Source organism: Spirochaetota bacterium (genome assembly GCA_017999915.1).
Taxonomy (GTDB): Bacteria; Spirochaetota; UBA4802; order UBA4802; family UBA5550; genus RBG-16-49-21.
In genome coordinates this window covers 45,219-69,670 of the sequence record JAGNKX010000005.1, presented here as the reverse complement: position 1 = coordinate 69,670, position 24,452 = coordinate 45,219, and the positions used below count along the sequence as shown (strand labels likewise).

Sequence of the window (24,452 nt, the reverse complement as noted above, 5' to 3'; positions counted from 1 at the left end):
GTTATCCTGAAACGATCACTATACATGAAAAGTACTATTATAAGAAGGATGTCGTCAATTAGGAGGGTTGCCTATTTTTTAATAGGAATATTCCTAGTGATGTGTGAGCAGTTTGTCCTACAACAAAAAGCCGGGGGTGATGTCAGTGCGTCGGCTGCGAGGCGCTGCGGCCGTGCATGGACCATTCCCGCGCGAAGCGGTTCAGGTCGTCGTTGGTGGTCAGCATAAGCTTTTTCCGGATGTTGTCGCGGTGCGCCTCCACGGTCTTGATGCTGATGTTGAGCTTTTTCGCGATGATGCCGCTCTTCATTTCCTGGCCGATGAGCTGGAATATTTCAAGCTCACGGTTGGAAAGCTTGTTAAGAGGGAGCTCGTATTCGTCAAGCCCGATATTGACGAATTTCCCCAGTATCTTCATGGTGACGTCTTCGCTGAAATAGAGCTTGCCGTCCAGGATCTTGCGGATTGCGTCAACCAGCGCCTCCACGGGAAGGTCCTTCATGACATATCCCTTGGCGCCGGCCCGAAGGGCGCGCTCGGCGTACACGGATTCGTCGTGCATGGAGAACACGAGGGAAGGGGTATCGGGATGGCGCGACCGCATCGCCTTGACAAGGTCGAGGCCGTTCGAGTTTTTCAGCTCGATGTCGATCACCACGAGGTGCGGCTGCAGGGCGGAGATTTTGTCGAGGGCCGAGCCTATATCGTCGGCGTCTCCACATACCTCCAGGTCGGGCGCCCTTTTCGTGATCATCAGGGCCAGCCCCTGGCAGATCATCGGATGATCATCGACAATGAAAATACGTTTGCTGTCGTCCATAGTCATATCATTTATCAGTCACGCTGACGCGGCGGCCGCGCGGGAATTGGGCCGAAAACTATGGTGTGCCATCATCGTGTCTGATTGCAGGCAGTATTTCCTCTGCCCGATGACATTCTTTATATATAGACTATATATGAGCCCGCCGGGCCATGAAAGTCAAATATTATTTTTTTCGGCCCATGGCATTCCCGGAATGTTCAGCCATTTCCGGGGCCGCCATGAAGGTTAAGCCGCACTATATCTTCCATGTAAATTTAGTGATAATTTGATACTATTTTAATTGACAAATATTCTATACAAAAATTGTAATTCGTAGGTTGATCCATGGAGAGTTATGCCCAAACGAATAGATATCAGAAAAATACTAATCATCGGCTCCGGCCCGATTGTTATCGGCCAGGCCTGCGAGTTCGATTATTCCGGTTCCCAGGCCTGCAAGGCCCTCAAAGAGGAAGGCTATGAGGTCGTGCTCATCAATTCCAACCCGGCCACCATCATGACCGACCCGGACCTGGCCGACCGCACCTATATCGAGCCGATCACCCCGGACGTCGTGGAGAAGATCATCGCCATTGAAAAGCCCGACGCGGTGCTGCCCACCGTCGGCGGCCAGACAGCGCTGAACGTGACCCTGGCCCTGGGAGAGCGGGGCGTGTTCAAGCGCCACCGCATCGAGCTCATCGGCGCGAACATAGAGTCGATCAAGAAGGCCGAGGACCGCGACCTTTTCAAGCAGGCCATGGTCGACATCGGCCTGTCGGTGCCGAAGTCGGGACTGGCCTCGTCGATCGAGGAGGCCCTGACGGTTTTGGAGCGGATAAGCCTTCCCATCATCATCCGCCCCGCCTTCACATTGGGCGGCACCGGCGGAAACATCGTGTACAACCGCGAGGACTTCATCGACCTGGTGGCCCGGGGTCTCGACGAGTCCCCCATCAACCAGGTGCTCCTGGAGGAGTCGGTGATCGGGTGGAAGGAATTCGAGCTCGAGGTGATGCGCGACCGGATGGACAACGTGGTCATCATCTGCTCCATCGAAAATATAGACCCCATGGGGATCCATACCGGCGACTCCATCACCGTGGCGCCGCAGCAGACCCTCTCCGACCGGGAATACCAGAATCTGCGGAACATGGCGATCAAGATCATCCGCGAGATCGGCGTCGATACCGGCGGCTCCAATATACAGTTCGCGATAAATCCCGAGGACGGGCGGGTGATGATCATCGAGATGAACCCCCGCGTGAGCCGCTCCAGCGCCCTCGCGTCCAAGGCAACGGGGTTCCCCATCGCGAAGATCGCGGCCAAGCTCGCCGTGGGCCTCACCCTGGACGAGATACCGAACGACATCACCAGGGAAACGCCGGCCTCCTTCGAGCCGACCATCGACTATGTCGTGGTCAAGGCCCCGCGGTGGGCCTTCGAGAAATTCGAAGGCGCCGATTCGCGCCTGGGCACGCAGATGAAGTCCGTCGGCGAGGCAATGGCCATCGGCCGCACCTTCAAGGAGGCCTTCCAGAAGGCCCTTCGCTCCCTTGAGATCAACCGCTACGGCTTCGGCTCAGACGGCGTCGTCAAGATAGTCGAGATGCTGAAGCGCCTTCCCGAGCGCCACAAGCGCGACATCATTGAGAAGGAGCTCGTCAACACCCGGGAGGACCGGATGTTCTTCCTCAACGTCGCCTTCAAGATGGGATGGACGGTGGAACGGGTCCACACCCTCACGAAGATCGACCGCTGGTTCCTGGGCCAGTTGAAGGAGATAACCGACGCGGCGCAGGATTTCGCCGAGGATCGCAAGACAAAGGACCTGGACGAGGAGACCGTCCGGCGCATGAAGCGCCTCGGCTTTTCCGACCGCCAGCTCGGCTACCTGTCGCACCGCGACGAGCTGGTCCGCCTGTACGAGCGCGGCCCCGATTTCCAGAAGGACTACGCGAAGGCCATCAAGGCCCGGGAGGACGAGGTGCGGAAGTTCCGCCTGGAGAAGGGCATCGTCCCCGGCTTCCGCCTGGTGGACACCTGCGGCGGGGAGTTCGCGGCCTTCACGCCCTATTATTATTCTTCCTATGACGACGCCGACGAGACGGCCGTCTCCGACAGGAAGAAGATCATGATCCTCGGCGGCGGTCCCAACCGGATCGGCCAGGGGATAGAGTTCGATTACTGCTGCTGCCACGCCTCTTTCGCGCTTCGCGAGGAGGGGATCGAGTCGATCATGGTGAACTCCAACCCGGAAACGGTATCCACCGACTATGACACATCGGACCGGCTCTACTTCGAGCCGCTGACCCTGGAGGACGTCCTCCACATATACAACAAGGAAAAACCGGACGGCGTCATCGTCCAGTTCGGCGGCCAGACGCCGCTGCGCCTGGCCCGCGCCCTCGAGGAGAACGGCGTGAAAATCATCGGCACGTCCCCCGATTCGATCGACCGCGCCGAGGACCGTGAGCGCTTCGCCGAGGTCGTGCGCAAGCTTGGCCTGCTGCAGCCGGAGAACGGCATCGCCTTCGCCGAGGAGGAGGCGATCCGCATCGCCGGGTCGATCGGCTACCCGGTGCTGGCGCGGCCCAGCTACGTGCTGGGCGGCCGCGCCATGGCCATCATTTACGACGAGGACAGCCTTCGGGATTACATCGCCACGGCTGTGGAGCTCTCGCCGGAGCACCCGATCCTGGTGGACGACTTCCTGGAGGATGCCATAGAGATCGACGTCGATGCCCTCTCCGACGGAACTGCCGTGTACATCGGCGCCATCATGGAGCACGTGGAGGAGGCGGGGATCCACTCGGGGGATTCGGCCTGCATTATACCGCCCCTTTCCCTTTCCGAGACGATGATCCGGACCATATCCGAGACCACGGAGGCCCTGGCGCGGGAGCTCGCGGTGGTGGGCCTGCTGAACATACAGTTCGCCATCAAGGACGAGAAGCTCTACGTCATCGAGGTGAACCCGCGGGCGTCGCGAACCGTGCCCTTCGTGTCAAAGACCACCGGCGTGCCCCTGGCGAAGATGGCGGTGCGCGTGATGCTGGGCAAAAAGCTCTCGGAGTACGGCCTCACCAGGATGAAGAAGATCCCCTTCGTCAGCGTCAAGGAGGCGGTGCTTCCCTTTAACAAGTTTCCCGGCGTGGACACGCTCCTGTCGCCGGAGATGAAATCGACGGGCGAGGTGATGGGCATCTCGGACAATTTCGGCGAGTCCTTCTACAAGGCGACCCTGGCGGCCGGTGATTCCCTGCCCCTGTCCGGTACGGTGCTCCTTTCTGTCAGCAGCCGCTACCGCGACGAGCTTCTCCCGGAGGTGCGCAGCCTCCACGAGAACGGCTTCCGCTTCATCGCCACGGAGGGGACGGCGCAGTATTACAACGACCTGGGCATTCCCTGCGGCCAGGTGCACAAGGTGAGCGAGGGCCGCCCCAACATCATCGACCTGATGAAGAACAAGGAGATCGACATGATCATAAACACGCCCTCCGGGAAGGTCTCGAAGGACGACTCCTACCTGATCCGGCAGGCCGGTGTGCGGTACCATATCCCCTATATGACCACCGTGCAGTCGGCGCGGGCCGCCATCCGGGGCCTCCTGGAAATCAAAAAGAACAAGAACTATTTCGTCAGGCCTATCCAGGAATATCACAAAGAGGTTGTGTGAGCTATGGGAACGACAGTGCTGCTCCAGAGCAAGGATATCGCTGAAATCATCGACCGCCTATCCGGTCAGATTTTTAACGATCTCGATGATAATGAGAAGTTCGCCGTGGTGGGACTGCAGACCGGCGGGGTGGAGCTCGCCCGCCGCATCCGGAGCCGCATCGAGGAGCTCTCCGGCAAGCCGGTGAAGAGCGGCACCCTTGACATAACCTTCTACCGCGACGACCTCGCCACCAGGGGCGTTCTCCCGTCCATCAAGGAGACTTCCATAGCATTTGACATTTCCGCCATGACCATACTCCTGGTGGATGACGTGATCTTCACCGGCCGCACCACCAAGGCGGCCCTGGAGACGCTGACGTCGTTCGGAAGGCCCAAGGCCATACGGCTTTTCGTCATGGTCGACCGGGGGAACCGCGAGCTGCCGATACAGCCCGACTATTGCGGTTACCGCATCAAGACCGGCATCAAGGATGCGATTGAAGTCATTCTTTCCGGCGAGACGCCTTCCGGGGACAGCGTGGTGATCCATAAGGATGAGTGAATATATCCTGAAGGCGCGGTTGCGCAACCGCGCCTTCACTCATCCCATCCCTTCCATTATCTTCTTCAGGTAGCCCTCTATTATCTTCCCGTTCTCGATGTTCCGCTCCGATCCTTCGATGGGGTACTTGGTCGCTTCGGTCATGCTCTGCACTTCCTGCCTGATCCGCTCGAAGTATTCCAGTTCTGTCCTGGTGAGGTCTACGGATTTTTTCTCGATATCGGCGTTCAGGCTGATGCTGTCGGTCATGTCGAAGTTGAGATTCGACACGAAGAGAATGTCCCTGCAGGCGATGGCGGCGTAGGAAACGAGGTTGTCGGCGAGGCGGCGGATGCCGGCCGGGAGGTCCGTTTCCGAGCACACCTTGTTCGCCAGCTCCCCGGCGGGGAGGTAATCCTTGATCTCGAGGGAGAGTATGACCGTCAGCTCCCTGGCCAGTTCACGGTTGCGGGAAAAGAGACCGTGCTTGTCCACCACCAGGTCGCGGATCGCCTCCGAGTCTTCATGGAGCCTGGCCGTGAACTCGCCCACCTGTTCGGCGAAGAGCACCTGGGTGGCGGAGCTCCGGTTCACCGCGGCCGCGATGTTCCATCCAGTGTTGGCCTCGCCGATGAGCCTGCTCAGCTCTTCCCGGTTTTTATCGGACAGGTGTCGCTCCACCCCGGCAAGGCCCTCCGCCAGCTGAAGGCCGCGCTTGAGGTTCGACGAGGAACCGCGGATGGCGCTCTCGGCGTCTTCCAGGGTCCGGAAGGCCAGCTTCTTGAGCCGGTCTATGGAGTCCCTCTGGAACTTCTTCCGGCTAATGATGAGATTGTCCATCAGGATGATCTCGTTATCGTTCTCGATGATCATGTGGAGGAGGATGATCGCCTTGTGCAGCGAATCGGAGAGGCTCCGGACCATCTCTTCCACCTGGCCCAGCGTATCATGGCTGACGAAGGCATTGTCCTTAAGGGCGCCGAAGATCTCCTTCTGGCGGGCCGTGTTGGAATCGAGGACGTTGCAGTAGTTCAGTATGGCGCTGTGCTGGTCCCGCATGGTTTTATTCGCCCGCGATATGATCTCGAATTCGTGGTTCAGGATATCGCCGATCTCGAGGGACTGTTTGATCAGGGAGATCGACTCCTCGGAATGCTTTTTCCGGAGCTTCGACGACTCGCTGACGAGCCTCTCGATCGATCCGAAATCCTCGGCCTTGTTGTGCAGATCTATGAATATGCTTTCGTCCATGAACATCCTGCCGGTAAATGTCTATGATCGATTTTACCATAGCCGGATAACCTCAATTTTCAAATCATTTTTGCAATGTGTCGTTCAATTTTTTGAAAAACCGTCATGTCTCTTGTTATATTATATAGAGGAATCCCAGGATCGGGAGAGCGTGAAAATTGTTATTGACTGATGTTCCGATCCGGTGCTGAATTATTAATGCCTTTTTCTGTTTCACTATACCGGGAGGACTATTGCAATTCGCCAATCATGGCCCTATGACACAGACAAGGATACTGATCGTTGAAGACGAGGCAATCGTCGGGATGCACATACAGAGTACCCTGCTGAAGCTGGGGTACGAGGTATGCGGCAGCGCCAAGACGGGGGAAGACGCCGTGAGTATGGCGGCCGAGCTCCATCCCGACCTGATTCTCATGGATATCGTTCTCGCGGGCTCCATGGACGGTATCGAGGCCGCGAAGGTAATCAAGCAAACCCTCTCCATCCCCGTGGTCTACATGACCGGCAACGCCGATGTCGCGACGATTTCCCGCGCCCGCGACACGGACCCCCACGGGTATATCCTGAAGCCGGTCAATATCCTGCACCTCTATTCCATGATCGACACGGCCCTCCACCGTCACAAGCTGGAGAGGCGCCTCGTGGAAAGCGAGGAGAAGTACCGCTTTATCACGGACAAGATGAGCGACATGGTCTGGACCATGGACCTGAACATGCGGACGACCTTCGCCGGCCCGTCCATCGTCAACACCCTCGGCTTTACCCCCGAGGAGCGGTACGCCCAGAAGGTGGAGGAGCAGCTCACGCCGGAGTCGCTGACGATGATCATGAAGAGGTTCGCCGTGGAGCTGAAGCGGGACTCGGAGATGGGTATAGATCCGGAGCGGACCATAACCATGGAAGTGGAATACTACCATAAAAATGGATCGACCGTATGGGTTGAAAACAAGATGCGGGCGATCCGCGACCGCGAGGGACGCATCATCGGCATCCATGGCGTGTCCAGGGATATTTCCGAGAGGCGCCGGGCCGAGGAGGCCCTGCGAAACAGCGAGTGTCGATTCCGCGCCCTGGTGGACAATCTCGAGGATTTCGTTCTCATCATGGACCAGGCGGGCGTTGTTACCTTCGAGAATCCCATTACCGCAGCCAGTCTCGGCTTTTCGATCATGGGTAAGAATGCCTTTGAGTTCATTCATCCCGATGACAGGGAGCGGGTGCTCAAGGACTTCAAGGATGTTATAACGAGAACGAATCCCCATCTGCCGACGCTGTTCAGGGTGCGGAAGCTGGATAATACGTGGATTCACCTGGAGGCCCTCGCCACGAATATGACCGATGACCCGGGCATCCGGGGGCTCCTGGTGATGTGCCATGACGTCACCCAGCGCGTCGAGGCTCAGCAGGCCCTCCACGAGAGCGAGAAGCGCTTCCGCGCGCTTATCCAGAACCTGCAGGAAATGGTCGTGATCATGGACGCCGAGGGTGTCGTGCTATTCGAAAACCCGTCCACGATGAAAATCCTGGGACAATCCCTTTTTGGGAAGTCGGTCTTTGATTATATACACCCCGATGATGTCGAATCGACAAGAATGGCCTACCTCCAGGTCCTCGATAGAACCAATGACGAGAACCCCCACCTGTTTCGTGTCCGTCACGCCAACGGTTCGTGGCTTTACATGGATGCTATCGCGGAGAATCTCATCGACGATGAGAGTATCCGGGGCAACCTGGTGGTCTGCCGCGACGTCACGCGGCGGGTGAAGGCTGAAAAAGACCTCCGCGACAGCCGGCAGCGGTACCATGCCCTGTTCCACCAGTCCCCGGCCGGCGTTTTCATGTTCAGCAAGGATCTTGTTTTGACCGAGTGCAATGCCCGCCTCGCGGAAATTATGGGATCAAAGCGGGAGAGTATTATCGGTATCGACCTGAAGAACCTCAGGAATGAATCGCTGGTGAGGCAGCTGCAGGACACAATCAATGGGAATAACAATACCTATGAGGGGCCCTACCAGGCCATCACGAGCGATACCAGCTTGTGGATCTCGGTAACCGCAAGCCCCGTGCGGGATGACCTGGGGATCGTGGTCGGCGGCATGGCCGTTGTCAGCGATCTCACCGACCGGAAACGGGCCGAGGAAAGCCTGTCGATATCGGAGGAGCGCAACCGCCTCCTCGTCGACAACGCAAATGAGGGGATCGTGGTCCTTCAGGATTGGCGCTTCGTGTTCGTGAATCCCCGCTTTATTGACATTACCGGTTACACCCGGGAGCACCTTTATTCCAGGGCGTTCACGGAATTTATCCATCCCGACGACCGCGCCATGATATCGGAGCGGTACCGGAAGAGGCTGGGGGGAGATATGACCCCCTTTACATACGAGGCGCGCCTGATCGGCCGCGAGGGCGCCATCAAGTGGATTGAGCTCAACTCTGTCCTCTTCAACTGGGAAGGGAACCCCGCCGTGCTTCTGTTCGTGCGCGACATCGGCGAGCGGAAGAAGGCCGAGGAGGAGCGGCGCAAGATCGAAGCCCAGATCCAGCAGACGCAGAAGCTGGAGAGTCTGGGCGTCCTCGCCGGGGGCATCGCCCACGATTTCAACAATCTCCTCATGGCGATCCTGGGGAACATCGACCTGGCCCTCCTTGACATGTCCCCCGTGTCGCCCTCGCGGAGCAATCTGCAGGAGGCGGCCAAGGCGTCCCAGCGCGCCGCCGACCTCTGCCGGCAGATGCTCGCGTATTCCGGCAAGGGGCGTTTCCTCAGCGAGATCCTCGACCTGAACGACGTCGTGGAGGACATGAAGCACATGCTGGACCTGTCGGTCTCAAAGAAGGCCATGCTGCGGTACCATTTCGCGCCGGGGCTTCCCTCGATCGAGGCCGACGCGACGCAGATGCGGCAGATCATCATGAACCTGGTCATAAACGCATCGGACGCCATCAGCGAAAAGAGCGGCATCATATCCATTTCCACGGGCGCGATGGAATGCGACCGGGAGTTCCTGGCGGGGTCCTGGCTGAACGAGGAGCTGCCAGCGGGCACCTACGTCTATATCGAGGTGGCCGACACCGGCTGCGGCATGGACAGGGCGATGCTGCCGAAGATCTTCGACCCCTTTTTCACAACCAAGTTCACGGGGCGCGGCCTCGGCCTCGCGGCCGTCCTCGGCATTGTCCGCAGCCACAAGGGGGCCATCAGGCTCCACAGCGAGAGGGGCCGGGGCACCGCCTTCAAGATATTCCTCCCGGCGGTCGAAGCGCCGGCGGAGCGTCAGCCTGGCGGACGCGGCACCGAAGATGGCTGGCGCGGGAGCGGCACGGTCCTCCTGGTGGATGACGAGGAAACAATACGCTCCCTGGGGAAACGCATGCTTGAGAGGTTCGGCCTGACGGTCCTGACCGCGTCGAACGGGAAGGAGGCCCTGGACATATTCAGGGAGCGCCCCGATGAAATCGCCTGTGTCATACTTGACCTGACCATGCCGCAGATGGACGGCGAGGAAGCCTTCCATGAGCTCCGCAAGCTCAGGAACGGCGTGCCCGTGATCATGTCAAGCGGATACAACGAGCAGGAAATAACACACCGGTTCACCGGAAAGGGTCCGGATGGATTCATACAGAAGCCGTACCAGATGGATATACTTGCCGGTAAATTGAAAGAGATCCTGGGATAGCGTCTTCAGGGATGATTGGCTTCAACAAGGAGCTGAGATGACGAAAAAGCGCGTTCTCATCGTTGAGGATGAGGCCATAATAGCAATGCATTTGAAAAATTCACTTGCCGGCATGGGGTTCGAAGTGGCCGGCGCGGCGCAAACGGCGCAGGAGGCCATAGCCAAATGCGGCGAGGTCCGGCCGGATCTCATTCTCATGGATATCGTGCTGCCGGGGGGGATGGACGGGATCGAGGCCTCCACGGTCATAGCGTCTTCCTATGATATCCCCGTAGTGTACATCACCGGGAACGCGGACATGGCCACGGTCAAGCGGGCGCGGGAGACCAACCCCTACGGCTATGTCATCAAGCCGATCAACGCCCAGGACCTGTTTTCCACCATCGATACAGCCCTGCACCGCCGCGGCCTTGAGATGAAGCTGCGGGAAAGCGAGGCGCGGCACCGCCTCGTTACCGACATGATAAGCGATGTCGTATGGACAACCGACGCGAATTTCAATGTCACGTATATAAGCCCCTCGGTCGAAAAGGTGATGGGTTTTACCGTCGAGGAACGGATGTCCCACAAGCTTGGCGAAATGATTCCCTTAGGCACGTACACGCGGATGATGGACCGGTTTGCCGAGGAAATGCGGATCGAGGAATCGGGCGGCGCAGACCCGGACAGGACCGTGACGGTGGAATTTGAGCACATCCGGAAGGATGGCTCGGTGATCATGATGGAAAACACGGTCAAGGCCATCCGTGACGACGGCGGCCGCATCATCGGCCTCCATGGCGTTTCCCGCGATGTGACCCAGCGTAATCGGGCCATTGAGGCCCTGAAGGAAACCGAGGAGAAATTCCACGCCGCCTTTCACTCCAGTCCCATCGGGCTGTCGATCCTGTCACTTCCCGAAGGCAGCTATGCCGATGTGAACGATGAGTTTCTGAAGCTTTCCGGCCGCTCCCGCGAAGAGGTCATAGGCCATACGTCCCTCGATCTCCATACCCTGGTCCAGCCGGAGATCCGGCAGCGGATTTTCAAGTCATTTTCGGAAAAGGGTTCCATCCGCGACATTCCCATCGACATGCAGTCGGCAACGGGGATCAGGAATGTTATCTGGTCCGGCGTGAAAATCCATTCCGGCGGCAAGGATTATGTGCTCGCGTCGGCCTATGATGTGACCGAGCACCGCCGCACCCTTGAGGCACTGAAGCAGAGCGAGGAGAGGTTCCGCGCCCTCTTCGAACAGTCTTCGGCCGGCGTGTTCATGTACGACCGCAGTCTCATGGTGCTTGACTGCAACCAGCAGTTTGCCGATATGATCAAGGCGCCCCGGGACCGGATAGTCGGCCTGAACCTGAGCATCCTCAAGGAAAAGGGGATCATTTCCGCCATACGGGGAGTCCTCGACGGGAAGCCGAACTATTACGAAGGCCCCTATCTTTCAACCCTTACGGGGAAGGTGCCATGGATTTCCGCCACGGTCAGCCCCCTGCGGGGCCCCGACGGCGATGTTGTCGGCGGGATCGGCGTGGTCATTGATCTGACCGAGCGCAAGCTGACCGAAGTGGCCCTGAAGGAGCAGGAGGCCAACTTCCGGGCGATCTTCGAGCAGACATCGGTGGGCATCGTCCTCTATTCGAATGATTTGAAGGTCACGGACTGCAACAAGCGGTTCGCCGATATGCTGGGGTCGCTGCGGGAGTCGATCATCGGCTTTGACATCGCCAAGCTGAGGGACCAGGCGATCATCCCCAACCTCAAGGAAGCGCTCGAAGGGAAGATGTCATACTACGAAGGCCCCTACCAGGCGACAACGTCCGACGCCTTCCTCTGGGTCTCCAGCAGCATCAGTCCCATCAGGGGAATCGACGGGACCGTGAAGGGCGGGCTCCTTGTTGTCATCGATCTTTCCGAAAAGCATGAGGCGGAAAAGATCCAGCGCGAGCGGGAAGAGATGTTCCACGCGGTCTTTGACCAGTCCCCGGCCGGGATAGTTATTTTTTCCAGGGATCTCATCGTTGTCGACTGCAACAGGCGTTACGAGGAGATCATGCGGTCATCAAGGGAAAAGATCATCGGTTTCGACATCAAGAACCTGCGCGACAAGACCGTGACGCCCGCCATCATGGAGGCCCTGGGCGGCAAGACCTCTTATTATGAGGGTCCCTACATGGCCACCACCAGCGACGCCAGGCTCTGGATTTCCTTCAGCGCGAGCCCGATCCGCGACATCAACAATGCAGTCGCCGGCGCGATGGTTGTCGTCATTGATGTTACCGAGCGCTGGAAGGCGGAACAGGCCATGCACGAGAGCGAAGAGCAGTACAGCTACCTCTTCGACAACGCCAATGATTTCATTTTCACGCTTGATCTTAACGGCAAGTATACCTCCTTCAATAAGCAGGCCCTGGATAAGACGGGATATTCCCATGATGAGGCGATTAACCTGACCATATCCGATATCGTGGCGCCCGAATACCGGGAGCTCGCGCTGGCAATGCTGAAAAAAAAGCTGGAGAAGGGAGAGTCGACGACGTACGAGGTGGAGCTCCAGACAAAAAACGGCGGGCGGATACCCCTTGAAGTCATAACCCAGCTCATGATCAGGGACGGCAGGCCCGTCGGCATACAGGGTATCGGGCGCGACATCACCGAGCGCAGGCAGATGGAGGAGCAGATCAGGCAATCCCTCAGGGAAAAGGAGACGCTCCTGAAAGAGGTGCACCACCGGGTCAAGAACAACTTCCAGGTCATCCTGAGCCTCATCAACCTCCAGTCCTCGAACATCGAGAACCATGACCTGCAGAAATACTTCACCGACGCCCAGAGCCGCATCAGGTCGATGGCGCTGGTCCACGAGCTCCTGTACCAGTCGGAGGACATCTCGCGGCTGGATATATCGACCTATATCACCACCATCGTCAACGAGCTCTTCTCCAGCTATCACCGCGCGGCGCGGATGCGGGAGCCCCGGATCATGGCGGGCAGGATCGATCTGACGATAGACCAGGCGATACCCTGCGGCCTGATCATCAACGAGCTTGTGACGAATGCCCTGAAATACGCCTTCCCGGCGGGGTGGCGGAGAGATCCCGATATCGTGATCACCGTGGCCGAGAGGGACGGCATGGTGGAGCTTGCCGTCGGCGATAACGGCGTGGGGCTGCCGGAATCGATCGATTTCAACGCGACGAAGACCCTGGGCCTCTCACTGGTGCCGGTGCTGGCGCGGCAGCTCACGGGCGCCGTCGAGGTGGATCGCTCCGGCGGGACCAAAATAACCGTCAGGTTCCCGAAAAAGTAGGCGATTTCCCGGACAGGGAATTATCATATTATCACGAGAGGTGTTTGACATGGCCTTTGTCACTTGGGACGAAACGCTCGATGTCGGTGTTTCCGCGTTCAATGATGATCACCGCCGCCTGGTCGGCTTTATCAACGATCTCCACGGGGGGATCGTGTCGGGCATCGGGATCTCGCAGATGACCTACATCCTGAACGGGTTGATCGATTACACGAAGGAGCACTTCGGCCGCGAGGAGGATCTGATGTCGAAGCATGACTACCAGGACATAAAATCCCACCGGAAGGAGCACTATGAGCTGATGAAGAAGGTGTCCGAATTCAGCGACCGTCTCAAGGAGGGGCAGGCTTCTTTTACGCTGGAGCTGATGGCCTTCCTGAAGGATTGGCTGGTCAACCATATCAAGGGATCGGACATGAAATACCGCGATTTTTTTCTCGCCAGGGGGATAAACTGAAAGGTTTCTCCGGGCCCTTGGCGGCCCTTCATTTTCCCGATCGCATGTATGATCGGCGCAGCTTATCCGGGAACCGCTCAACGGCGTAGCGGAGCATGGTCCGCGGCATCGACCCGGCGTACCGGTCGAGGAACGCCCGCTCCGCGGCCAGGTCCCTTTTCCCCACCTCGCGGAGCATCCACCCCGCGGCCTTGTGGATCAGGTCATGGCCGTCGCCGAGGAGGAGCTCCGCCAGCTCCAGGGTCATGGCATGGTCGCCTTTTTTTATGAAATAGAACGTCGACAGTACGGCTATCCTCTTCTCCCAGAGGCTGGAGGAGCGCGCCAGCCTCCTGAGGAGATCCATGTCCCCGCCGAAGAGGTGCCTCCCCAGGAGCTGCGGCGCTGACAGGTCCACCAGGTCCCAGTTGTTGATATTATGCGTGTTGGCCAGGTACAGCTCGATTATGTCGTTCCGCTCGGCATCACCGGCCCTGTTGTACTTCTCGATGAGTATCAGGAGCGATACCAGGCGCTCTTCATGGATGGGCGATTTGATAAGCTTATCGATGGCGCCCAGGGGAAGGTCCCGGTATTTCTTCGCGATGGACCTCTGGACCGGCACCTTGATCCCGAGGAACCGGTCACCCTCGCCATACTGTCCCGGCCCGGTTTTAAAGAATCTTATGAGGATCTCCGCCTGGCCCGGATCGGCGAGGTCGCGAAGTTCTTTTTTGAGATCTTGCAGGGACATGTCCGGTTTCCTGATTCGTGATTTCAGGTATTTCCCGGCGTAATAGGGGAAATTGCAATCATTTTTAACAAGGGCGATCATGGGAGGGGAAAATAGAAAAGGAATATCTCTCGCAGAGGCGCAGGGACGCAGAGTTTTATTGGTATTTACTAATGATGTTTCAAGGTCATGGTTGTAAAGAGAGATAATTGAGCGAAGTATGATAATCTATATTTTCTCCGCGACTCAGCGGCTCTGCGAGAAACATTATGTATGTTTATATGGAATTTAGATTCAAAAAATACTTGCAAAATGCAAATAAATAGTTGATTTTCGCAAGTATATTTAGTATCTATAAATAATTGCCTTGTTGCGAAATTGCGTTTCGCACTCGCAGGGAACCCCCTGCGGGGGGAGGGTAAGGGGCTTCGCCCCTTAGACCCCTAAAAATACTTAATTTTATAACAACTCTAATATTTTATTAATGACGTCAGTACCAAGGAGACCACTTATGAAACAGAAAACAAAGAAAGTCCCGGCGCCGTGGAACCTTACCGGCAACGGCTACATATTCCTGTACAAGTTCCCGAAGAAATTCAAGGAGAGTCCCTTCTTTCATATCAGCCTGAGCGACAAGCCGTCCAGCGGCTTCGGCACCATCATGCTGGTCGATTACGTGAAATCAGACGCGGGCCCCTACAAGGAGCTGCTCTTTATCCCCGGGGAGTTCGATTATCTCTACAAGAAATTTTACTCCATCACCAAGATCTACGTTTCCACCATGGAGAGCGTCGACAACGGCAGGGCGAACTGGGGCATTCCCAAGGAGCTTGCCGACTTCGAAACGAAAAAGATCGACGCCAAGAGGGAGCGCATCATCGTCAAGAAAGACGGCATCGTTGTTTTTGACGCGATTTTAAGAAAAAGGAGTATCCCCTTCAGGGTCAGCACGAAGTATTTTTCCCATGCCCTGGTGCAGAAGCTCGGGGGAAAGACTATTTTCTTCACGGAGTTCAACGGGAGCGGTCGCGGAAGGCTGGCCGTGCTGGAGTCGCTCTACTGCAATCCTGCCTATTTCCCGGAGGTTTGCTCCCTGAAACCGATCGCCGTCACCGCGGTCGAGGATTTCCGCATAACCTTTCCCGTGGCGGCCACGCTGAGAGAGGAGGGGTGAATTAGTATTGACAGGGGCCTTTTCCGGTGCTAGACAGGGAGGTGTCGGCGCGGCTTTTTTACAATACCGGAGCGCCTCATATCACCTCAAGGACGACCCTATGGCACAAATGCAATTCTGCCCATGGTGCGGCAACAGGCTCGGAAACAGGGAAATAGAGGGAAAACAGTACGCCGCCTGCGCGGACGAAGGGTGCGGATATGTTTTCTGGGACAATCCCCTCACGGTCGTGGCCGCCATCGTGGAGCACGAGGGGGCTGTCATCCTCGCCCGCGGAAAGGGGTGGCCCGCCGGCATGTTCGGCCTGGTGACCGGCTTTCTTGAAAAGGGAGAGAGCCCCGAGGATGCCGTTGTCCGCGAGGTCCGGGAGGAACTGGGCCTGAATGCTTCGATACGGGGACTGGTGGGCATCTATCCCTTCTACCAGAAGAACCAGCTGATACTGGCATACGATCTGAAGGCCGAAGGCGAGATCACCCTGAACGATGAGCTCGAGGAGATCCGCCATGTCGGTCCGGACAAGCTTAAGGCCTGGACCTTCGGCACGGGCCTGGCGGTACAGGGCTGGCTCGATAAAAGGAAAGCGGGAAGCTGAGGGAATGGCGGCCTTATCCGAGCTTGAAACGGGCCATGTCCACGGGGACCAGGTATTCCCTGGTGTTTAGTATGTCGGCGACCCATTCCGCGGTGTCCGGGCTATCCAGGTTGTCGAGGATGTCAGGTATGATGAAATCCCTGGCGAATTCCGTATCCACTGACCCGTCGGCGAGGATGGCGGTATAACGCCGGGTCAGGTACGACCGGGACTTCGCCTGGTCGTCGCTCTCCCACCGGTGGCTGTTCTGCAGGCCTCGTCCGTTGATCCATTCCACGGTGCCGTGTGTATCAGATGAGAAGAAGATCCTGGAGATGACGCCGGAGCCGTCCAGGTAAATGACCAGGGATTTTGCCACGTAGTCTTTCCTGAGGAATGACGCGAAGGCAATTTTTTTCCCGTCGTCGGTATTTTCAAGATTGACCAGTTTTATTTTATCCACATCGTCCATGTTTTTCCCGGCAGTCTCCCGAAAGAATCCTTCAGCGCTGTTTTCAGCAAACTGCCAATAGTATCGCCCAGTCTCGGCGGACGGTCAAGTATTAAAACGACACCGGCCCCAATAATTGTTTTTTCACACCAATAATTATTGACGGATTATACAATTACATTACCTTATAAACAGGGGGATGGATAATTCCATGGGATCTCGGGACGATGAGAAGCTTTTCAATCTGGAGTGCAGGGGGAAGAAGCCCTGTTACGTGCATATCAACGAGGCCGTCGTCAAGGACGAAGGCCATGTGATCCACGTGGACCTCGGGTCATGCGCCTCGGTGATCCTGTGCGGCATCGATGACGCGGGAAAGGTCTGGTTCGGCGTGAACCATCTTTTCAAGTCCCGCGAGGAGAACAGCGACATGGCCCTGAAGCAGATCGCCCAGCTCCATTCGCGCATGACCGGCCTCAACGTAAAGAAGATCTGCTGCCTGGGACTCTTCGGCGCCGCGTACCGGGAAAAGAGCCTGGCGCGGCAGGTGGCGCAGCGGAACGTCCTGTCCCTCGTGGAGGCCCTGAGCCTCCTTGACCTGGAGGTGCAGATATTCCAGACCGGTTACAGCCAGACGATCATCGTGCTCAAATCGGACGCGCGGGAAAGTTTTCTCATTCTGCAAAAAGAGCTTAAAACAATGGAATCCCATCTCCTGGAGATTCCCCTCATACAGCTGTTCAGGTGAACCCTTTTTTACCCCTCACCCCCGGGCCCCCTCTCCCATGAAAAAATGAAAAAAGGAGAGGGGGGGTGTTCCATATCAACTATTTTCAAAAGAAACCCTCTCCTTTTTTTCGTGCTTAATGGGAGAGGGTGCCCCGGAGGGGCGGGTGAGGGGTTGAATTTCCCTGACGATTCGACCTCAAGACCGTGTCTTCATGCGACACATAATTCCTCCCACGCGACATAACCTCCACAAAAGTATTAATGCAATCCTTTCGTACCGGTCGATTTTATTACCGTGACAGCGGCGGGCGGGAGATTGTCATATCCGCTCCCCGGCGCCGCTTCTCATTCAATTCATTGTGCCGAATGCGTGGAGGAACTGATCCATGGTCCCGGAACACCGGTATGTCACCCTTGATGAAACAGCGTCGATCCTGGCGGTTTCATCCGCCACCGTGCGCAACTGGATAAAGCACGAGTACCTTCGTCCCGCGGGACGCACCCAGGGCATCCGGTTCCGATACGATGAAGTGCGCCGCCTCCATGAAAGGATCCTGGACGGCTCCATCCCGCGCCTCGCCAGCCGGGCCAACAAGGTCAAGGCGCAGCGTTCCTTCATACCGGAGGAGTACCTTGGCGAAAAGAGGGGCCGGGGGGCCGTCGAGGAGGTCGTCGCCTATATCGCGGAATCGGGCATCGACATCGACCGGGCGTTTTTTGTCCTGGCCCTGAGCAGGGTCTGCGCCGAGGGAATGTGCGGCGACCATGACCTGGGGCGTCTCATCGGCAGGGGGTTCCGCATCAGGGGCAGGAGCTTCCTGGGAAGCGAGCTCCGCTCATGGCACGAGGAGCTCGGAAGTTTCGATGTTACGAAAGAATATAATCCCCTGTTCAGCATGGATCTGCCTCGGCAGCGGGACGCGCTGGGCCTGGTGTACCAGTCCCTCATCCGTGAAGGGGACAAGGCGCGGAGCGGCTCCTATTACACGCCGGACAGCATTGTCGATGAAATCGCGGAATCCGTGCCTGGACGCCGGGCGAAGATACTGGATCCCTGCTGCGGCACGGGCCAGTTCCTTCTCGCCTTTGCCGATAAGACCGGCGATCCCCGGTCGCTCCACGGATGCGACATCGACGGCCTCGCGGTCCGCATAGCCCGCATCAACCTGATGCTGCGGTTCCCGGACGGGGATTTTGAGCCTCGCATCTACCGGGGCGATTATATGCTGGACGGAAGGTTCGGCCGGGGATCCCTCGGCGGCTTTGACATGATCGCCACGAACCCGCCTTGGGGGCTCCATTATTCCAGCGCCGAGCTGGGGGCGCTCAAAAAGCTGTACCCGGACATAAGGTCCCTTGAATCATTTTCATACATTCTCCGGAGAAGCATCGATCTCCTGAAAGAAGGCGGACGCATTTCGTTCATACTGCCCGAGTCGCTGCTCCACGTGAAGACCCATCGCGACATCAGGACCTGTATCCTGAAGCACACCCGCATAGAGCGCATTGAGCTCCTCGGGCGCGTGTTTAAGAATGTCTTCACGCCGGCGATCCGCCTCGATTGCTCCCGGCGGTCCGGGAGCGGCCGGTTTGCCTGCATATCGGGCAGGCAGGCGCGCGACGTGGACCAGGGGCGGTTCGGGAAAAACCCCGATTGCGTCTTCGACATCAATGTGGGCGCCGCCGATGGCCGCATCATCGGCAAGGTCTACGGCCGGGACCATGTCACCCTCTCCGGCAACGCGGAGTGGGCCCTCGGCATCGTGACGGGGGACAATGGAAAATATCTCCGCGAAACGATGGAAACCAAGGGCCATGAGCCCGTATTCAAGGGGAGGGACGTCAATCCCTATGTTCTCGGCGATCCCACCAGCTTCATCAGATTCCAGCCGGATAAGTTCCAGCAGGCGGCGCCGGAATATAAATACCGGGCCCCGGAAAAGCTGGTGTACCGCTTCATTTCCAAGAACCTCGTCGTCGCCTATGACGACCGGCGGTGCCTTACGCTGAACAGCGCCAACGCGCTGATCCCCCGGGCGGACTTTTACCCTATCATGGCTGTGCTGGCCCTGTTCAACTCCTCACTGTACCAGTTCATCTTTCAGAAAAAGTTTTCATCGATAAAAGTGCTTCGCAGCCACCTGGAGGCCCTGCCGCTGCCGCTCTGGCGCGCCGCGGTCTTGGATGAGCTCGTATCCCTGGCCGAGGGCGTCCTCGGGGGGGTCCGTTCCCCCGCGGAAGTTGATGACTTTATCATGGACCATTATGGATTGACCGCCGCCGAGATAAAGCATGTCCGTGGCTCCCTGCGCTAGGCCCTGCCGGGCGTCACCATGACGGCTGAATGCTTGCCGCAGTTCCTTCCATGATCCCCGGTGAATAGTTTTTCACCGCCGCCATATTAAACCTATTGACAGCACCGATGATTATTGGCAATTTATATTATATACCATGGGGATAGGATTATAATATGAACACATTCGCGATATCGCCGGGTATATTGTCGGTACAATTGGCTATCCGGGTGTTGTATAACCTGGCGGAACATGTTTCGTCTGACTCACCAACAGCTTAAATAACCGGGTTTTTATAAAGGATAGTTGGATATGATAGATATCATTACCGAGAGATACGGTCCAGTTATCGTGATGCAATTCCGCGGCACCCTTACAAGGGAAGTGCTGAAAATAGTGGAAGAGGCGTGGAGCGATGAGATCGATACTTCGCCGGAACCGGAAGTGATCGCCCTTGACTTCAAGGCCGTCACGCAAATAGATTCCATATGCATCAATCATATATTCAAAATGGCGCGGATCGCTGAGAATAAACATGTTACATTGATCATTTATGATGTTTTTGAATCGCTGAAAAAAATTTTCGAGGTAATTAAACTGGACAAAGTCATTCCCATCTTGACGAAACAACAATTCGAATCACAATACCTGAAATGACAGAGTGCGGAGTGTACACCTGTTTTGTTCACTGCGGTCAACCATAACCTGCGAAAACGTGTCCTGAGCCTCATCGTTGCGGCGGGAATAGGGGTTTCCATCCTCTATGCTGCCGCCGTCTTGCCAGTCTCGGGAAAAGAGAGCGCCCCGGGGCCTCTGCAGTCCGGGACCCGTACCACACCTGATCCCGGCGCTGCTCCGGCCGGTGAAAGGACCATTAACCTTGAGGACCCCGTGGAGGCCAGATCAATAGGTCCCGTTGTTGATTATCTCGAAGATCCCGGTTCGAACCTTTCCATCGGCACTGTATCCTCCCCGGCATGGGACCGGAGGTTCAAGCATCATATCGACGACAGCCCCAACTTCGGCCTGACCAATTCAGCCTACTGGATACGGTTCACCCTCAGGAATCCCCTCGCCAAACCCATTCCCTTTGACCTGGTCGTCGATTATCCCCTCCTTGACGACATCAGGCTGTTTGTCCCGGAAGAGGGTGGAACGTTCACGATGAAGAAGAGCGGCGACACGATTCCCTTCAGCGAAAGGGAATTCAAGCATCCCGGGTTTGTCTTTCCCCTTGTGATAGGGCCGGGGAAGAAGACCTGCTATATCAGGGTCAAGACGTCTTCAGCCATGACCATTCCCATTTCGGTGATGTCACGGGAGGGGTTATACAAGAGCATGATGCTTGATAACTGGCTGTACGGGTTATATTATGGAATGATGCTCATCATGCTGGTATATAACCTGTTCCTGTTTTTTTCGGTGCGGAGCAGGGACTACCTGTTCTATTCTTTGTATATCCTGGCCTTTCTCCTGGCCACCCTGGCCATCAGGGGCCATGGCACCCAGTTTCTCTGGCCCGCTACCCCGTTTTTATCCGATACGAGCCTGTACAATTTCATATTTATCGCGACGTACATGCTCTTCGCCAGGGAGTTCATGAACACATGGTCGCTCTCTTCCCTGCTGGACAGGCTTTCCCTCGTGACCGCAGGCCTGAGCTTGGCCGGGTTCGTCCTGAACCTGGTATTCCTGAACAGGCTGGCGATGATGTTTCTATCGATCACCCTGGCCATTGTCGCCATTATCCTGACTTTTTTCATATCCGGTATTGCCCTGCGCCGCAAGGTGAGGCAGGCGAATTTTTACGCTGCCTCCTGGGCCATCATCGTCATCGCGATACTTCTCTACGCGCTCAGGGGCATGGGAATCATCCCCCTTACTATTGTAACGCATCTCTTTTTCAGGTTCGCCATGGTGGGGCAGATACTTATCTTTTCGTTCGGCCTGGCTGACAAGATTAACGTGATGAAGAAGAAGCTCGAGATACTCAACGCGAACATCGTCCGGGAAATGTCGGACCATATCCGGGACAAGGAGGCCCTGAGGAGGAGCGAAGAGCGCTTCCGCGGCGTCGTGGAGAGGAATTTCGACATCATATTCATGATGGATACGGAAGGACGCATAACATACATGTCGCCGTCCATCACGGCCATGTCCGGTTTCAGGGCCGATGAACTGGTCGGGAAAATGTTCGGCAATTATCTGGACGATGACGTGGCCGGCATCGGGAGGCTGATTTTCGGCGACCTGCTGAAGGGAAAGGAGATTATCGGGTACGAAACATCATTCAAGAAAAAGGACGGCACCAGGCTCAGCGTCGAGATCAATCTTTCCCCGATCATGAAGAATGACGCGGTAATGGGCGTCCAGGGCATAGCCCGGGACGTATCCGAGCGGAAGATGGCCGAGGAGGCGCTCCTCGAGGAAAAGGAGCGCCTGGCCATTACCCTGCGCTCCATAGGGGAGGGCGTCATAGCCATGGACATCAAGTGGCGCGTTCATCTCATAAACAAGGCCGCGGAGGAGCTGACAGGATGGCGCCAGGATGAGGTCATGGGGAAGACGATCAGCGATGTCCTTGTCCTGATAGACCAGAAGACGGGAATCGTCAAGGACCCTGTCAAAACGGGTTTGATCCAGGATGTATCGGTGGGGTTCCGCTCCAATACCGTCCTGGTCAGGAGGGACCGGACGGAGCGGATCGTGTCGGAGCATTGCGCCCCGATTTTTGACCGCTCCGGAAGAGTATCCGGCTATGTCATCGTCGTCAGGGACATCTCGGACGAGGTGAAATTCCACGGTGAGCTCCTCAAGATTGAAAAGCTCGAATCGATCGGCATCCTGGCCGGGGGGATCGCCCACGACTTCAATAATATTCTCACCGCCATCATGGGCAATATCAACCTGGCGAAACTGATGGTGAGCGGAAACGTCCGGCTCATGGACATCCTTGAGGACGCGGAAAAAGCCTCCGTACGGGCCCAGGAGCTCACCCACCAGTTTCTCACCTTCTCCAAGGGAGGCGCCCCGGTGCGGCGCATAGCCTCGATCGAGGAGATCATCCGCGATTCCTCGCGCTTCATACTGCGCGGCTCCAACGTGCGCTGCGTCTACAATTTCCAGGACGACCTCTGGCCCGTCAACGTGGACGTCGGCCAGTTCAGCCAGGTGATCCAGAACCTTGTCATCAACGCGGACCAGGCCATGCCTGACGGCGGCGACATCACCATAACGACGGAGAATATCATACTGTCTGCGGACAGCGGCCTTCCGGTCTCCCCGGGACGGTATGTGAAGATCATCGTTTCCGATACCGGCATCGGGATACCGCTGGAAAACCAGTCAAAGATATTCGATCCCTACTTCACCACCAAGGGGTCCGGGAACGGCCTCGGCCTCACCAGCACTTACTCGATCATAAAGCGCCATGACGGCTATATATTCGTGGATTCCCATATCGGCGCGGGCACGACCTTCTTTATCTATCTTCCCTCCTCGGATACCGCGGGCGAGGCGGAGGAGCTGCAGAACCGATCGCTGCCTACCGGATCGGGAAGGATCCTTTTTATGGATGACGATGAAGCGGTGACATCAACGGCCTCGAAGATACTGAAGCACCTCGGGTATACCGTTGACATCGCCGTGGACGGGGACATGGCGGTGGCGTTGTATGAGCAGTCGATGAAAGACGGTCTCCCCTACGACCTGGTCATCCTTGACCTGACGATACCCGGAGGCATGGGCGGCAGGAAAACCATTGAAAAGCTCCTGGCCCTGAACGGCAATATCAAGGCCATCGTGTCGAGTGGCTATTCCAACGACCCGATCATGGCCAATTACCGTGATTACGGTTTCAGCGGTGTCATAGCCAAGCCGTACCGGATCGACGAGCTTGCCGGCGTGGTCGGCGAGGTGCTGAAGGACAAGAACCGCAGCTGACGGATTTATTTTTGACCCCCATCCCCCTGACCCCCTTCTCCCATGGGGAAAAGGGGGCATGGGTAATATATTTATCATTGAGCCCTCCCCTGAGGGGCGGGGCATTTGCCGGTATATCCGTGTATGCTGCTGCATTGCGATATCCATCAGCTCGGGGCACGACAAAAGAGTGACGAGGTCTGAACCATGAAACTAGTATTCATCCACGGCGCCGGCGGCTGCGGCGCCCTCTGGCATTACCAGACAAAACGCTTCCGGGAGAGCGATGCCGTAACCCTGCCGGGACATCCCGACGGGAATCCCCGCGGCAGCGTCGACGAATACCGGCAGTGGCTTCGCGCCTATGTCCTGGACGCGCGGTACGGCAGGTTGGTCCTGGCGGGCCAGAGCATGGGGGGCGCCGTCGCCCTGTCCTACGCCCTGGCCCATCCGACCGATGTCGCCGGCCTGGTACTGATCGGCACCGGCGCGCGGCTCAGGGTGAATCCCGGTTTTTTGCAGACCCTGAACGATAATACGGACAAGCCTCCTTCCTGGTACCGCGGCATCGTCTCGGTCATGTACAGCGGCGTTGAACCAGCGGTGCGGGACCGGGTCCTCGACGCGATATGCTCCTTCCCCGTGAGCACGCACCTCAATGACTTCCTCTGCTGCGACCGTTTTGATATTATGGAAAGGATAGGGGAGATCGCGATGCCGGTCCTGGTCATCTGCGGCGACAGGGATGTCATGACGCCGGTCAAGTATTCGCGGTTCCTGGCTGACAGGATTCCCGGCTCCCGGTTCGTCGTAATCCCCGAGGCGGGCCACATGGTTTTTCTAGAAAAGCCGGATGAGATTAACGGGGAGATCGAGGGCTTTCTCGGCGGATTGCAGTGATTCCTGTAAAA

Annotated in this window: 16 protein-coding genes; 12 read left to right on the top strand and 4 right to left on the bottom strand. The window is 57.1% G+C overall.

All coding sequences use genetic code 11. The annotated features are described in order from the left end of the window. Positions 1–142 precede the first annotated feature (142 nt). Positions 143–820: a response regulator transcription factor gene (locus tag KA369_09000; protein MBP7736093.1), complete on the bottom strand. Its 678-nt coding sequence runs from the start codon at positions 818–820 to the stop codon at positions 143–145. Positions 821–1,157: 337 nt separating this feature from the next. Between KA369_09000 and carB the strand changes: the two genes are divergently transcribed. Then, positions 1,158–4,481 (top strand): carbamoyl-phosphate synthase large subunit, encoded by a 3,324-nt coding sequence (carB, locus tag KA369_08995; protein MBP7736092.1) that lies wholly within the window; start codon positions 1,158–1,160, stop codon positions 4,479–4,481. 3 nt (positions 4,482–4,484) lie between these two features. Continuing rightward, the gene (gene pyrR / locus KA369_08990; protein ID MBP7736091.1) at positions 4,485–5,024 is read left to right on the top strand and encodes a bifunctional pyr operon transcriptional regulator/uracil phosphoribosyltransferase PyrR; all 540 of its coding nucleotides are present in this window, start codon (positions 4,485–4,487) and stop codon (positions 5,022–5,024) included. Between the two features lie 39 nt (positions 5,025–5,063). Here pyrR and KA369_08985 read toward each other — a convergent pair whose 3' ends face one another. Next, positions 5,064–6,254, bottom strand: coding sequence for a hypothetical protein (locus KA369_08985; GenBank protein MBP7736090.1), 1,191 nt, complete (start codon positions 6,252–6,254; stop codon positions 5,064–5,066). Positions 6,255–6,511: 257 nt separating this feature from the next. Here KA369_08985 and KA369_08980 point away from each other — a divergent pair, with 257 nt between their 5' ends. From KA369_08980 to KA369_08970, 3 genes are read left to right on the top strand one after another with little or no spacing between them, the layout of a single operon-like run. Next, positions 6,512–9,934 carry a PAS domain S-box protein gene (locus KA369_08980; GenBank protein MBP7736089.1) on the top strand — a complete coding sequence of 1,141 codons (3,423 nt, stop codon included), beginning with the start codon at positions 6,512–6,514 and terminating at the stop codon, positions 9,932–9,934. 37 nt (positions 9,935–9,971) lie between these two features. Beyond that, complete coding sequence (locus KA369_08975; GenBank protein MBP7736088.1) at positions 9,972–13,229, top strand: PAS domain S-box protein; 3,258 nt, start codon at positions 9,972–9,974, stop codon at positions 13,227–13,229. A 49-nt stretch (positions 13,230–13,278) separates the two neighbouring features. Further along, the gene (locus tag KA369_08970; protein MBP7736087.1) at positions 13,279–13,686 is read left to right on the top strand and encodes a hemerythrin family protein; all 408 of its coding nucleotides are present in this window, start codon (positions 13,279–13,281) and stop codon (positions 13,684–13,686) included. Between the two features lie 28 nt (positions 13,687–13,714). On the opposite strand, the gene KA369_08965 is transcribed toward KA369_08970, so the two are convergent. Further along, positions 13,715–14,419, bottom strand: coding sequence for a DNA alkylation repair protein (locus KA369_08965; GenBank protein MBP7736086.1), 705 nt, complete (start codon positions 14,417–14,419; stop codon positions 13,715–13,717). A 490-nt stretch (positions 14,420–14,909) separates the two neighbouring features. Between KA369_08965 and KA369_08960 the strand changes: the two genes are divergently transcribed. Then, positions 14,910–15,572 (top strand): hypothetical protein, encoded by a 663-nt coding sequence (locus KA369_08960; protein ID MBP7736085.1) that lies wholly within the window; start codon positions 14,910–14,912, stop codon positions 15,570–15,572. A 100-nt stretch (positions 15,573–15,672) separates the two neighbouring features. Then, positions 15,673–16,167: an NUDIX domain-containing protein gene (locus tag KA369_08955; protein ID MBP7736084.1), complete on the top strand. Its 495-nt coding sequence runs from the start codon at positions 15,673–15,675 to the stop codon at positions 16,165–16,167. Between the two features lie 13 nt (positions 16,168–16,180). Here KA369_08955 and KA369_08950 read toward each other — a convergent pair whose 3' ends face one another. Beyond that, complete coding sequence (locus KA369_08950; protein MBP7736083.1) at positions 16,181–16,618, bottom strand: hypothetical protein; 438 nt, start codon at positions 16,616–16,618, stop codon at positions 16,181–16,183. 190 nt (positions 16,619–16,808) lie between these two features. Here KA369_08950 and KA369_08945 point away from each other — a divergent pair, with 190 nt between their 5' ends. The 5 genes from KA369_08945 (at position 16,809) to KA369_08925 (ending at position 24,441) form a co-directional block, all read left to right on the top strand. After that, on the top strand, positions 16,809–17,345 hold the full coding sequence (locus KA369_08945) for a hypothetical protein (protein ID MBP7736082.1): 537 nt from the start codon (positions 16,809–16,811) through the stop codon (positions 17,343–17,345). Between the two features lie 367 nt (positions 17,346–17,712). Then, positions 17,713–19,641 carry an N-6 DNA methylase gene (locus KA369_08940; protein ID MBP7736081.1) on the top strand — a complete coding sequence of 643 codons (1,929 nt, stop codon included), beginning with the start codon at positions 17,713–17,715 and terminating at the stop codon, positions 19,639–19,641. A 291-nt stretch (positions 19,642–19,932) separates the two neighbouring features. Then, complete coding sequence (locus KA369_08935; protein MBP7736080.1) at positions 19,933–20,277, top strand: STAS domain-containing protein; 345 nt, start codon at positions 19,933–19,935, stop codon at positions 20,275–20,277. A 24-nt stretch (positions 20,278–20,301) separates the two neighbouring features. Continuing rightward, complete coding sequence (locus KA369_08930) at positions 20,302–23,562, top strand: PAS domain S-box protein (protein ID MBP7736079.1); 3,261 nt, start codon at positions 20,302–20,304, stop codon at positions 23,560–23,562. Positions 23,563–23,748: 186 nt separating this feature from the next. Beyond that, complete coding sequence (locus KA369_08925; GenBank protein ID MBP7736078.1) at positions 23,749–24,441, top strand: alpha/beta hydrolase; 693 nt, start codon at positions 23,749–23,751, stop codon at positions 24,439–24,441. Positions 24,442–24,452: the final 11 nt, after the last annotated feature.